We start from the raw sequence: 12,014 nt of genomic DNA, 5'->3' as shown, positions 1-12,014 counted from the left end.
TGTTGGGGCAATTTCCCACAATGAAATTCGCCATCTCCTCGGGCGCACGCAGCATCGTCCGGCATCAACCACTTTTAATGACTCGTAGCCTGTCCTCTGCCCGAACTCAAAGGATGGATCGATGAAAACCCTTACGCTAAAGACATCACTGGTCGCTCTCTGCGCCCTCGCCCTTCAAAGCTGCACCACAACCACCATGGAAATCGAACGAGAAGTCCTGCTCAAAAGCAGCCGATCGTGGGATGACACACCTTACGTTCGCTACCCGGATGCGACACCCGAGCTGACAGTGCTCAGACTCAAGATACCCGCCAACACCCAACTGCCTTGGCACACCCACGCCATGCCCAATACGGGCTATGTCCTCTCCGGCGAGCTGATGATCGAGAACAAGGACAACGGCCAGACCAGACGCGTCAAACAAGGTGAAGCCGTGGCGGAAATGGTCGATATCGCCCATCGCGGGGTCACCGGTGATGAACCGGTAGAGCTGATTGTGTTCTATGCTGGCAGCGAAGGTATTCCACTGTCGGAGTAAATCCTTGCTGCTCACAGGGAGTCTGAATGCAGCCACTTTTAATGCTTTTGCTGCTGTCCTTCGTTTTTCCCGTGATGGCCCAAATCTACAAATACACCGACGCCGACGGCAACACTGCCTACAGCAATCAACCGCCCGATGGCGTCACGGCCCAACCGGTAGAACTGCCGCCGCTCAATAATATTGAGCACCCGCCGCTTCCCGCACCGCCTACCGATACCGTTAACCATCAGCAGTCACACAGCACCTATGAGGTACTGCAACTGACCGGCCTGCCCACCGAAGAGGCCCTGCGTGCCAACAATGGCACTTTCACCGTCAGCGTCCTGATCAAACCGCGCCTGAAAGCGCCGCACCTGCTGAGATTGCTGCTGGATGGACAACCGTATGGACAATCAAGCAATGTGCCGATCCTGCAACTGGTGAACATCGACCGCGGCGAGCACAGCCTGGCGGTACAAGTGGTTGATGGCGAGGATGCCCTTCAGCAAAGTCCGACCGTGACATTCACTGTGCAACGGGTGCACAAGCCGTGAGGCTGTGGCTGCTGATCGCCAGCTTGATCGCCTTCCCTGCGACAGCAGAGGTATTCACTTATCTCGACGCACAAGGCAATCGCGCATTCACCGACCAGCCGCAGCACGGCAACGCCAAACGCATACCGCTGCCGACCAGCAATCGCATGGCTGCCCAGCCCACGGCTGCGAAGCCGCTGATTGCCGCGAATCCGCCCGAAGAGCAACCGCTGTTTCACTACGACTTGTTGCGCATACTGGTGCCAGAACCAGACGCGACAATCCGCAGCAATGCCGGCGAAATTATCGTCAGCGTCACCAACGAACCCCGCCTGCAACCGGGTCATCGCTACCGCCTGCTACTCGACGGCCAACCCACCGCCGAACCTGGCCTGAGTCCTGTATTTCCCCTGACCAATATCGATCGCGGCAGCCACAACCTGTCAGTGGAAATCCTCGACGAACAAGGCCGCACCGTCGAACGCACTGCCAACCAGCCCTTCCACATGCTGCGCACCTCACTCGCGCAACAACGCCGGGTCAAACCCTGCACCCTCGCCGACTACGGCCAACGGCCGGAATGCCCCCTCGAAGACAAACCGGAAGAAGAAAAAAATCCGTTCCTGCGTTTGTTCTAACGCCGTTCAGGTTTGCGCACTATATTGGTGCAATAGGGTGCACCGTACCCACATCGCAACCCATTTTGGTTCGAAAGTACCCGGGAAAGCTGGCAGAACGCCACGCAAACGAGCGTCAAACGCCCGTTTCAGGCCTTAATTGCTTCTTTTCGGAGCCTTGGTTTGGTTTTTGCATTTTCCCCGCATCAGCGCTTGTTTCTCGCGCATGCTCCGCTCCAAAAGAGGTCCTGATGACCATTAGCGACGCACTACACCGCTTGCTACTCGACAACCTGACCACCGCCACCATCCTGCTCGACGCCGAATTGCGCCTCGAGTACATGAACCCGGCGGCGGAAATGCTGCTGGCCATCAGCGGCCAGCGCAGCCATGGGCAGTTCATCAGTGAGTTGTTCACCGAATCCACCGAGGCGCTGAATTCCCTGCGCCAGGCGGTCGAGCAGGCGCACCCGTTCACCAAACGCGAAGCGATGCTCACGGCCCTCACCGGCCAGACCCTGACTGTCGATTACGCGGTCACGCCGATCCTGGCCAACGGCGCCACCATGCTGTTGCTGGAAGTCCATCCCCGTGACCGCCTGCTGCGGATCACCAAGGAAGAGGCGCAGTTGTCGAAGCAGGAAACCAGCAAGATGCTGGTCCGCGGGCTCGCCCACGAGATCAAGAATCCGCTGGGCGGGATTCGCGGCGCGGCGCAACTGCTCGCCCGCGAACTGCCAGAAGAAAGCCTGCGCGATTACACCAACGTCATCATTGAAGAAGCCGATCGCCTGCGAAACCTCGTCGACCGCATGCTCGGCTCCAACAAATTGCCGTCGCTGGCCATGTGCAACGTCCACGAAGTGCTGGAGCGCGTCTGCCATCTGGTGGAAGCGGAAAGCCAGGGCTGCATCACCTTGGTGCGCGATTACGACCCGAGCATTCCAGACGTGCTGATCGACCGCGAACAAATGATTCAGGCGGTGCTGAACATCGTGCGCAACGCGATGCAGGCCATCAGCAGCCAGAACGAATTGCGCCTGGGCCGCATCAGCCTGCGCACCCGCGCCATGCGCCAGTTCACCATCGGCCACGTGCGCCATCGCCTGGTGACCAAGATCGAAATCATCGACAACGGTCCGGGCATTCCTGCGGAACTTCAGGAAACCATCTTCTTTCCCATGGTCAGCGGTCGCCCGGACGGTACCGGGCTGGGCCTGGCCATTACCCAGAACATCATCAGCCAGCACCAGGGCTTGATCGAATGTGACAGCCACCCAGGCCACACCACTTTCTCGATCTTTCTGCCACTGGAACAAGGAGCCACATCGACATGAGCCGTAGTGAAACCGTGTGGATCGTCGATGACGACCGTTCTATCCGTTGGGTCCTGGAAAAAGCCTTGCAGCAGGAAGGCATGACCACGCAAAGCTTCGACAGCGCCGATGGCGTGATGAGCCGCCTGGCGCGCCAGCAACCGGACGTGATCATCTCCGACATCCGCATGCCGGGCGCCAGCGGCCTGGACCTCCTGGCACGGATTCGCGAACAGCATCCACGGTTGCCGGTCATCATCATGACCGCTCACTCCGATCTGGACAGCGCTGTCGCGTCCTATCAGGGCGGCGCGTTTGAGTACCTTCCCAAGCCGTTCGATGTCGATGAAGCCGTCTCCCTGGTCAAGCGCGCCAATCAGCACGCTCAGGAACAGCAAGGCCTGGAAGTCCCGGTCGCCCTGACCCGTACTCCGGAAATCATCGGCGAAGCACCGGCGATGCAGGAAGTGTTTCGCGCCATCGGGCGCTTGAGCCACTCCAACATCACGGTGCTGATCAACGGCGAATCCGGCACCGGTAAAGAACTGGTGGCTCACGCCCTGCACCGCCACAGCCCACGGGCGGCCTCGCCGTTCATCGCGCTGAACATGGCGGCAATTCCGAAAGATTTGATGGAATCCGAGCTGTTCGGCCACGAAAAAGGCGCGTTCACCGGCGCGGCCAACCTGCGTCGCGGTCGCTTTGAGCAAGCGGATGGCGGCACGCTGTTCCTTGATGAAATCGGCGACATGCCGGCCGACACCCAGACCCGTTTGCTGCGGGTACTGGCCGACGGCGAGTTCTACCGCGTTGGCGGTCATGTGCCGGTGAAGGTCGATGTGCGAATCATCGCCGCCACTCACCAGAACCTGGAAACCCTGGTGCACGCCGGGAAGTTCCGTGAGGACTTGTTCCACCGCCTCAATGTGATCCGCATCCACATTCCGCGCCTGTCGGACCGTCGCGAAGACATCCCGACACTCGCCAAGCACTTCCTCAGCCGCGCCGCGCAAGAACTGGCGGTCGAGCCGAAGCTGCTGAAAAGCGAAACCGAGGAATACCTGAAGAACTTGCCGTGGGGCGGCAACGTCCGTCAGCTGGAGAACACGTGCCGCTGGATCACGGTGATGGCATCGGGTCGCGAAGTACACATCAGCGACCTGCCGCCTGAACTGCTGAGCCTGCCACAGGATTCGGCGCCGGTGACCAACTGGGAACAAGCACTGCGCCAGTGGGCCGATCAGGCGTTGGCGCGTGGTCAGTCGAGCCTGCTGGACACCGCCGTGCCGGCTTTCGAACGGATCATGATCGAGACCGCCCTCAAACACACCGCCGGCCGCCGCCGCGATGCTGCGGTCTTGTTGGGTTGGGGGCGTAATACCCTGACGCGCAAGATCAAGGAACTGGGGATGAAGGTGGATGGTGGGGATGATGATGAGGGGGATGAGGGCTAAACCCTTCACCTGATCGTTCCCACGCTCCCGCGTGGGAACGCCTCAATGGACGCTCTGCGTCCACTTCAACTGGGGACGCGGAGCATCCCCGGGCTGCATTCCCACGCAGAGCGTGGGAACGATCAACTGCCAAATCCAATCGCGAGCAGGCTGACTCCTACATTTAGAGCTCTGTGCACCGACTGAATGCACCGTGAACCGCAATCGCGCACAAACACTGATCCATCACCCCATCACTTTTCGCAATCGAACCCCTATCGAAAAAACACGAAAGCCCCGGAATACGGGGCTTTCGACGTTTCAGCGCGGCTTTCTGTTTCAACTTGTTAAAAACTGGCACGCCCCCTGCAATAGTCCATTCAGTGATTCAGTTCACTACCCGGTTTCGGGGACCTTGGTACAGGCAGGCCGGGGATTCCCCTCTTTACATCGGGCTCACACCGCACAAGCGACGAGCCCACCCGTTTTGGGGCCCTTGATACAGGCAGGTCAGGGGTTCCTTCTTTACACCGGGCTCACGACGCAATGCGTGAGCCCCGCCGTTTTGGGAACCTTGGTACAGGCAGGCCGGGGATTCCCTCTTTTATTGCTCCCGGAGATGGATCTCCAGTCGCCAGCGGTCATTGACCTCGCTTCCGGCCCACTCGCCTTGCAGTGGCCGGGCCGCCACCACCGACAGCAACAACCCCCCATCACTCAAACGAACTCGCCAGTTGACGTTTTTATCGTCGAGTCTGAGCTGACCTTTCTGCGCCTTGCCTTCAGCCTCGAACAGCAGCGCGAGGCTACCGTCGACAAACTCGCCGTGGCTTTTGGGTTCGTTGTTGAACCACACCACCAGGCCGTCGCTGGTGACCTCCACTTGCTGCAAGACCGTCGGGTCTGGCGCGGTCAGGCGACCAATCATCAGCCCCACCATCATCCCGACAATCGCCAACGAACCGAGCACACGCGGGAATAGTTTCGAACGGGGGTCCTTTGGCGGCGTAGAATGCCCGTCATCTTTATCTTCGGAGCCGTGCATGTTTCACGTCATCCTTTTTCAACCAGAAATTCCGCCGAATACCGGCAACGTTATCAGGCTGTGCGCCAACAGTGGCTGCCACCTGCATTTGATCGAGCCGCTGGGCTTCGAGATGGATGACAAGCGCCTGCGCCGGGCCGGCCTCGACTACCACGAGTACGCCACCCTGCAGCGCCACGCCGACCTCGCCAGCTGCCTGGAAAGCCTTGGCCACCCCCGGTTGTTCGCCTTCACCACCAAGGGTTCGCGACCGTTCCACGATGCCAGCTTCGCCGAGGGCGATGCCTTCCTGTTCGGTCCGGAAAGCCGAGGCCTGCCGGCTGACGTGCTCGACGCCCTGCCCGGCGACCAGCGCCTGCGTTTGCCGATGCGTGAAGGCTGTCGCAGCCTGAACCTGTCGAACACCGTGGCCGTCGCCGTTTATGAAGGCTGGCGTCAACTCGGGTTCAAGTAATAATCCGACCATCATTTTTGCCTGACAGAAACAATCGCGGGCAAGCCCGCTCCCACAGGTTTTGCACAATCCTGTGGGAGCGGGCTCGCCCGCAATTTTCAGCAGCGCAGCTTATTGAACGGTCGGAGTCTCGCCGGCCGCCTGCATGCGTTGCAGTTCTTGTGCGTACAGCGCGTCGAAGTTCACCGGTGCCAGCATCAGGGCCGGGAACGAACCACGGGTGACCAGGCTGTCCAGGGTTTCGCGAGCGTACGGGAACAGGATGTTCGGGCAGAACGCGCCAAGGGTGTGGCTCATCGAAGCGTCGTCCAGGTTCTTGATCAGGAAGATCCCGGCCTGTTGCACTTCAGCGATGAACGCCACTTCGCCGTTTTCACCGTTTTTCACGGTCACGGACAAGGTCAGCACGACTTCGTGGAAATCGCCTTCCAGAGCCTTTTGACGGGTGTTCAGATCCAGACCGACGCTCGGCTCCCACTGCTGGCGGAAAATCGCCGGGCTTTTCGGGGCTTCAAAGGACAAGTCACGTACGTAGATGCGCTGCAAGGAGAATTGCGGTGCGGTTTCTTCTTCGCTAGCTGCAGTGTTCTGTTGGTCAGTCATCTCAGATCCTTTCTGATCTTGGGGTCTTATAGGGAAGGTATTCAGGCCTTGAGCATGGCGTCGAGCTTACCGGCGCGCTCAAGGGCAAACAAATCATCACAACCACCCACGTGGGTGCTGCCGATCCAGATCTGCGGCACGGACGTACGTCCGGCTTTCTGAGCCATGGCGGCGCGCACCTGCGGCTTGCCATCGACCTTGATCTCTTCGAAGGCCACGCCTTTGTTCTCGAGCAGACACTTGGCTCGCGAGCAGTAGGGGCAGTAATCGCTGGAATAGACGACGACGTTGCTCATATCACTTCACCAACGGCAGGTTGTCGCCCTTCCAGCTGGAAATACCACCGGAGAGCTTGGCGGCGGTGAAGCCGGATTTCATCAGTTCGCGGGCATGGGTACCGGCGGTCTGGCCCAGGGCGTCGACCAGAATGATGGTCTTGGCCTTGTGCTTTTCCAGTTCGCCGATGCGCGCGGTCAGTTTGTCGTGAGGAATGTTCAACGCGCCAACGATGTGACCGGCGGCGAAGTCCTTGTTCGAACGGATGTCGATCACGACGCCTGCGTCCTTGTTGACCAGCCCGGTCAATTCACCGGTACTCAGGCTACGGCCGCCGCCTTGCATTTGATAGGCAATCAGCGCCGCCAGCAGTACGACGAAGATACCGACAAGAATGTAGTGGTTAGTGGCAAATTCAATCAGGTGAGCAACCATCGAAGGAGGTTCCAGGGCGTTAAAATGTCGGCCAGTATACACAGCCACTATGGTGGGCCAAACCCCGTCCGGCGGTGACGTGGCCGGAACTTGGCTGTAGGGCGTGTTGACCCTCAATTGCGAGTCGCGCCGCGCCCCGTAAATCGCAAGACTAGGCATGAGGAGTGAGGTTTGGCGTTTCAAATGAACGACGAATAACGACGGATTGCGCTTTACGGGGCGTGACCCTCCGGGTTTGCCCTGTGAGCGCGCCATGCTGCGTTGCGGGACTCGGCAACGAAACAACCCTTACCCACGTCCCGCGCCTTGCCTGGCACGCTCACAGGGCAAACGCGACTCGCAATTGAGGGTCAACACGTCCTAAACTTGCCACTCCCTTTTTAATCGCCCTCTTTTAACCTCAGCCACGAGTGGAATCCATGACTACCACGCCTAAACCTTTGGTCCTGATTATTCTCGATGGCTTCGGTCACAGTGAGAGCCCTGAATCCAACGCCATCTTTGCCGCGAAGAAGCCCGTACTGGACCGTTTGTGGGCTACCGTACCGAATGGCCTGATCTCCGGCAGCGGCATGGATGTCGGCCTGCCGGACGGCCAGATGGGCAACTCTGAAGTCGGCCACATGAACCTCGGCGCCGGCCGTGTGGTGTATCAGGACTTCACCCGCGTGACCAAATCGATCCGCGATGGCGAGTTTTTCGAGAACCCGACCATTTGCGCCGCCGTGGATAAAGCCGTTGCCGCCGGCAAAGCCGTGCATTTCATGGGCCTGCTGTCCGATGGCGGCGTTCACAGCCACCAGGACCACCTGATCGCCATGGCGGAACTGGCGTTCAAGCGCGGCGCTGAAAAAATCTACCTGCACGCCTTCCTTGATGGCCGCGACACGCCGCCAAAAAGCGCTCAGTCGTCCATCGAACTGCTCGACGCGACCTTCCAGGCGCTGGGCAAAGGCCGGATCGCCAGCATCATCGGCCGTTACTTCGCCATGGACCGCGACAACCGTTGGGACCGCGTGTCCCAGGCCTATAACCTGATTGTCGACGGCAAAGGCGAGTTCAACGCTGCCACCGCCCAGGAAGGTCTGGAAGCCGCCTACGCCCGTGGCGAGAGCGACGAGTTTGTCAAAGCCACCTCCATCGGCGAGCCGGTCAAGGTCGAAGACGGCGATGCCGTGGTGTTCATGAACTTCCGCGCCGACCGCGCCCGAGAGCTGACTCGCGTGTTCGTCGAAGACGGTTTCAAGGAATTCGAACGCAGCCGTCAGCCGAAACTGGCCGGTTTCGTCATGCTGACCCAATACGCCGCGAGCATTCCCGCGCCATCGGCCTTCGCCGCCGGCAGCCTGGAAAACGTGCTCGGCGATTACCTGGCGAAAAACGGCAAGACGCAACTGCGCATCGCCGAAACCGAAAAATACGCCCACGTGACCTTCTTCTTCTCCGGCGGTCGTGAAGAACCGTTCCCGGGCGAAGAACGCATCCTGATCCCGTCGCCGAAAGTCGCTACCTATGATTTGCAGCCCGAGATGAGCGCGCCGGAAGTGACCGATCGCATCGTTGATGCCATTGAGCACCAGCGTTACGACGTGATCGTGGTCAACTACGCCAACGGCGACATGGTCGGCCACAGCGGCGTGTTTGATGCCGCGGTGAAAGCGGTTGAATGCCTGGACCGGTGCGTCGGGCGTATCGTCGAAGCCCTGGAAAAGGTCGGTGGCGAAGCGCTGATCACTGCCGACCATGGCAACGTCGAGCAGATGGCTGATGAAGCCACCGGTCAGGCGCACACCGCGCACACTACCGAGCCGGTGCCGTTCATCTATGTCGGCAAGCGTGACCTCAAGGTCCGTGAAGGCGGCGTACTGGCGGATGTGGCGCCGACCATGCTGATGCTGATGGGCCTGGAAAAACCGGCGGAAATGACCGGGACATCGATTCTGGTGTAACCCGCTCGCTCGAACACAACCGAAACCCTGTGGGAGCGAGCAAGTCGAATCGTCGCATCGCCGCTCCCACATTGGTTTTGGGGTGTTTTTTTGTCCAGTTATCACACAGTCCCAATTGGGCATTTTTTTTGCCACGCTTGGCGGGCATACTAGGCCGTCCCTTTCCCTGGTGTCGCCCGCCTCTATGCTCCGCGTCCTGATAGCCCTTGCACTGACTTGCCTGCTCCAACCGGCTTTTGCTGACGAGCGCGAGCAAACCCAACAACAGTTGGACGCCACGCGTCAGGACATTGCCGAGCTGAAAAAACTGCTGGGCAAGCTCCAGGAAGAAAAATCCGGTGTGCAGAAAGAGCTCAAAGGCACCGAGACCGAAATGGGCAAGCTCGAGAAGCAGGTCGATGCCCTGCAAAAAGAACTGAAGAAAAGCGAATCCGAGCTGCAGCGACTCGATGCAGAGAAAAAAAAACTCCAGAGCGCGCGCACTGAACAGCAACGACTGATCGCCATTCAGGCCCGGGCGGCCTATCAGAACGGCCGTGAGGAATACCTGAAGCTGCTGCTCAATCAGCAGAACCCGGAAAAATTCGCCCGCACCCTCACCTATTACGACTACCTGAGCCAGGCCCGCCTGGAGCAGCTAAAGAATTTCAACGAAACCCTGCGCCAACTGACCAATGTCGAAAAAGACATCGACGCCCAACAGGCGCAGTTGCTGGTGCAGAAGAGCAGCCTCGACACCCAGCGCGATGAGCTCGATAAAGTCCGCAAGGAACGCCAGCAAGTCCTGGCCAAGCTCAACGACGACGTAAAGGCGCGCGACCAGAAACTGGCATCCCGCGAGCAGGATCAGGCAGACCTGTCTAAAGTCCTTAAAACCATTGAAGAAACCTTGGCTCGCCAGGCCCGTGAGGCAGAAGAAGCGCGGAAAAAAGCGCTGATCGCCCAGCAGGAAGCCGAAAAAAAGCGTTTACGTGAGGCCCAGGCGGCTGCAGACGCAGAGAACACCGACGCCCCACGCAAACCGGTTAAATCGACACCCGGCGCCCTGGTTTCAAGTTCCGGCGAGACCTTTGGCGGCCCTTTCGCGTCAACCCGGGGAAAACTTCCCTGGCCGGTTGATGGTCGACTGCTGGCACGCTTCGGCGAATCCCGTGGCGACGATGCCCGCACCAAGTGGGACGGCGTGATGATCAGCGCCTCCGCCGGCAGCCAGGTGCATGCCGTGCATGGTGGTCGCGTGGTGTTTGCAGACTGGTTGCGTGGCGCCGGGCTGCTGGTGATTCTCGACCACGGCAACGGTTTTTTGAGTCTTTATGGTCACAACCAGACGCTGCTCAAGTCTGCGGGTGACGTGGTAAAAGCCGGTGAGTCCATCTCCACTGTCGGTAACAGCGGCGGGCAGGACACACCAGCGCTGTATTTCGCAATTCGTCAGCAGGGTCACCCGAGTGATCCGGCGCAATGGTGTCGCGCGCAAGGATAAGCACGCTACCTAATTTCAGGAGTTCGTTAGACATGCTGCATTTGTCCCGCCTTACCTCGCTGGCCCTGACGATCGCCCTGGTGATCGGCGCGCCTCTGGCGTTCGCCGCTCAACCGGCCCCGGCAGTCGCGCCTGCGGGCACTGCCGCGACGACCAAGGCGCCGTTGCCGCTGGAAGAATTGCGCACCTTTGCCGAGGTCATGGACCGGATCAAAGCCGCTTATGTCGAGCCGGTGGACGACAAGACCCTGCTGGAAAACGCCATCAAAGGCATGCTCAGCAACCTCGATCCGCACTCCGCCTACCTGGGCCCGGAAGATTTCGCCGAACTGCAGGAAAGCACCAGCGGTGAATTCGGCGGCCTGGGCATCGAAGTCGGCGCCGAAGACGGTTTCATCAAGGTGGTTTCGCCGATCGATGACACCCCCGCCTCCAAGGCAGGTATTCAAGCCGGCGACTTCATCGTCAAGATCAACGGCCAGCCGACTCGCGGCCAGAGCATGACCGAAGCCGTGGACAAGATGCGCGGCAAGATCGGCCAGAAAATCACCCTGACCCTGGTGCGCGATGGCGGCACGCCGTTCGACGTCACCCTGGCCCGCGCCATCATTCAAGTGAAGAGCGTGAAGTCGCAATTGCTGGAATCCGGGTACGGCTACATCCGCATCACGCAATTCCAGGTCAAGACCGGCGAAGAGGTCTCCCAGGCCCTCGCCAAGCTGCGCAAGGAAAATGGCAAGAAGCTCAACGGCATCATCCTCGACCTGCGTAACAACCCTGGCGGCGTGCTGCAGGCCGCGGTGGAAGTGGTCGACCACTTCATCAAGAAGGGCCTGATCGTCTACACCAAGGGCCGTATCGCCAACTCCGAGCTGCGCTTCTCCGCGACCGGCAAGGACGAAAGCGAAGCCGTGCCAATGGTCGTGCTGATCAACGGCGGCAGTGCCTCGGCGTCCGAGATTGTCGCCGGTGCCTTGCAGGATCAGAAACGCGCTGTGCTGATGGGCACCACCAGTTTCGGCAAGGGCTCGGTGCAAACCGTACTGCCACTGAACAACGATCGCGCGCTGAAGATCACGACGGCGTTGTATTTCACGCCGAACGGCCGCTCGATTCAGGCCCAGGGCATTGTTCCGGACATCGAAGTGCGCAAGGCAAAGATCACCAACGAGCAGGACGGCGAGTACTTCAAGGAAGCCGACCTGCAAGGCCACTTGGGCAATGGCAACGGCGGCGCCGACAAGCCGACCAGTTCCAGCAAAGCCAAGGCCATGCCGCAGGATGATGATTACCAGTTGGCCCAGGCCTTGAGCCTGCTCAAAGGGTTGAGCATCACGTCCGGCCGCTGAG

General features: G+C 59.8%; 13 protein-coding genes. 9 read left to right on the top strand and 4 right to left on the bottom strand.

What is annotated here, in order from left to right:
- Positions 1-121: 121 nt before the first annotated feature.
- The 5 genes from SB725_RS10850 to ntrC all read left to right on the top strand — a co-directional run bounded on the left by SB725_RS10850 (position 122) and on the right by ntrC (position 4,440).
- Complete coding sequence (locus SB725_RS10850) at positions 122-538, top strand: cupin domain-containing protein (protein ID WP_194940889.1); 417 nt, start codon at positions 122-124, stop codon at positions 536-538.
- Between the two features lie 26 nt (positions 539-564).
- Positions 565-1,074, top strand: a complete 510-nt coding sequence (locus SB725_RS10845; RefSeq protein ID WP_410921753.1) for a DUF4124 domain-containing protein — start codon at positions 565-567, stop codon at positions 1,072-1,074.
- The gene (locus SB725_RS10840; protein ID WP_410921752.1) at positions 1,071-1,691 is read left to right on the top strand and encodes a DUF4124 domain-containing protein; all 621 of its coding nucleotides are present in this window, start codon (positions 1,071-1,073) and stop codon (positions 1,689-1,691) included. The genes SB725_RS10845 and SB725_RS10840 overlap by 4 nt, the downstream gene beginning before the upstream one ends.
- 230 nt (positions 1,692-1,921) lie before the next feature.
- A complete protein-coding gene (glnL, locus tag SB725_RS10835; protein ID WP_008024908.1) occupies positions 1,922-3,007 on the top strand; it encodes a nitrogen regulation protein NR(II) in 1,086 nt (361 codons plus the stop codon).
- Positions 3,004-4,440: a nitrogen regulation protein NR(I) gene (gene ntrC, locus SB725_RS10830; protein ID WP_027922162.1), complete on the top strand. Its 1,437-nt coding sequence runs from the start codon at positions 3,004-3,006 to the stop codon at positions 4,438-4,440. Before glnL ends, ntrC begins: the two co-directional genes overlap by 4 nt.
- Positions 4,441-5,023: 583 nt before the next feature.
- Here ntrC and SB725_RS10825 read toward each other — a convergent pair.
- A complete protein-coding gene (locus SB725_RS10825; RefSeq protein WP_027922163.1) occupies positions 5,024-5,464 on the bottom strand; it encodes a hypothetical protein in 441 nt (146 codons plus the stop codon).
- Between SB725_RS10825 and SB725_RS10820 the strand changes: the two genes are divergently transcribed.
- Positions 5,463-5,918, top strand: a complete 456-nt coding sequence (locus tag SB725_RS10820) for a tRNA (cytidine(34)-2'-O)-methyltransferase (protein WP_027922164.1) — start codon at positions 5,463-5,465, stop codon at positions 5,916-5,918. The genes SB725_RS10825 and SB725_RS10820 overlap by 2 nt on opposite strands.
- 111 nt (positions 5,919-6,029) lie before the next feature.
- Here the strand turns inward: SB725_RS10820 and secB are convergent, their stop codons facing one another.
- Genes secB through SB725_RS10805 form a run of 3 tightly spaced genes read right to left on the bottom strand, consistent with a single transcriptional unit; the run spans position 6,030 to position 7,232 of the window.
- The gene (gene secB / locus SB725_RS10815; protein WP_027922165.1) at positions 6,030-6,521 is read right to left on the bottom strand and encodes a protein-export chaperone SecB; all 492 of its coding nucleotides are present in this window, start codon (positions 6,519-6,521) and stop codon (positions 6,030-6,032) included.
- 41 nt (positions 6,522-6,562) lie between these two features.
- Positions 6,563-6,817, bottom strand: a complete 255-nt coding sequence (grxC, locus tag SB725_RS10810; RefSeq protein WP_027922166.1) for a glutaredoxin 3 — start codon at positions 6,815-6,817, stop codon at positions 6,563-6,565.
- 1 nt (position 6,818) lies between these two features.
- Positions 6,819-7,232, bottom strand: a complete 414-nt coding sequence (locus SB725_RS10805; protein ID WP_027922167.1) for a rhodanese-like domain-containing protein — start codon at positions 7,230-7,232, stop codon at positions 6,819-6,821.
- A 419-nt stretch (positions 7,233-7,651) separates the two neighbouring features.
- Between SB725_RS10805 and gpmI the strand changes: the two genes are divergently transcribed.
- From gpmI to SB725_RS10790, 3 genes are all read left to right on the top strand, one after another.
- Positions 7,652-9,181: a 2,3-bisphosphoglycerate-independent phosphoglycerate mutase gene (gene gpmI, locus SB725_RS10800; RefSeq protein WP_410921751.1), complete on the top strand. Its 1,530-nt coding sequence runs from the start codon at positions 7,652-7,654 to the stop codon at positions 9,179-9,181.
- Between the two features lie 184 nt (positions 9,182-9,365).
- Positions 9,366-10,664, top strand: coding sequence for a murein hydrolase activator EnvC family protein (locus SB725_RS10795; protein WP_027922169.1), 1,299 nt, complete (start codon positions 9,366-9,368; stop codon positions 10,662-10,664).
- Between the two features lie 32 nt (positions 10,665-10,696).
- Positions 10,697-12,013, top strand: a complete 1,317-nt coding sequence (locus SB725_RS10790) for a S41 family peptidase (protein WP_027922170.1) — start codon at positions 10,697-10,699, stop codon at positions 12,011-12,013.
- Position 12,014 lies beyond the last annotated feature (1 nt).

It is taken from the genome of Pseudomonas sp. SIMBA_041 (assembly GCF_046535095.1).
Lineage (GTDB): Bacteria > Pseudomonadota > Gammaproteobacteria > Pseudomonadales > Pseudomonadaceae > Aquipseudomonas > Aquipseudomonas mucoides.
The sequence above is the reverse complement of the archived record's forward strand: the minus strand, read 5'-3'. Positions and strand labels throughout refer to the sequence as shown.

Coding starts and splice junctions, on each gene's coding strand:
- SB725_RS10795 (WP_027922169.1), top strand. CDS start 9,366: ATGCTCCGCGTCCTGATAGCCCTTGCACTGACTTGCCTGCTCCAACCG.
- SB725_RS10820 (WP_027922164.1), top strand. CDS start 5,463: ATGTTTCACGTCATCCTTTTTCAACCAGAAATTCCGCCGAATACCGGC.
- SB725_RS10790 (WP_027922170.1), top strand. CDS start 10,697: ATGCTGCATTTGTCCCGCCTTACCTCGCTGGCCCTGACGATCGCCCTG.
- secB (WP_027922165.1), bottom strand. CDS start 6,521: ATGACTGACCAACAGAACACTGCAGCTAGCGAAGAAGAAACCGCACCG.
- grxC (WP_027922166.1), bottom strand. CDS start 6,817: ATGAGCAACGTCGTCGTCTATTCCAGCGATTACTGCCCCTACTGCTCG.
- gpmI (WP_410921751.1), top strand. CDS start 7,652: ATGACTACCACGCCTAAACCTTTGGTCCTGATTATTCTCGATGGCTTC.
- ntrC (WP_027922162.1), top strand. CDS start 3,004: ATGAGCCGTAGTGAAACCGTGTGGATCGTCGATGACGACCGTTCTATC.
- SB725_RS10825 (WP_027922163.1), bottom strand. CDS start 5,464: ATGCACGGCTCCGAAGATAAAGATGACGGGCATTCTACGCCGCCAAAG.
- glnL (WP_008024908.1), top strand. CDS start 1,922: ATGACCATTAGCGACGCACTACACCGCTTGCTACTCGACAACCTGACC.
- SB725_RS10805 (WP_027922167.1), bottom strand. CDS start 7,232: ATGGTTGCTCACCTGATTGAATTTGCCACTAACCACTACATTCTTGTC.
- SB725_RS10845 (WP_410921753.1), top strand. CDS start 565: ATGCAGCCACTTTTAATGCTTTTGCTGCTGTCCTTCGTTTTTCCCGTG.
- SB725_RS10850 (WP_194940889.1), top strand. CDS start 122: ATGAAAACCCTTACGCTAAAGACATCACTGGTCGCTCTCTGCGCCCTC.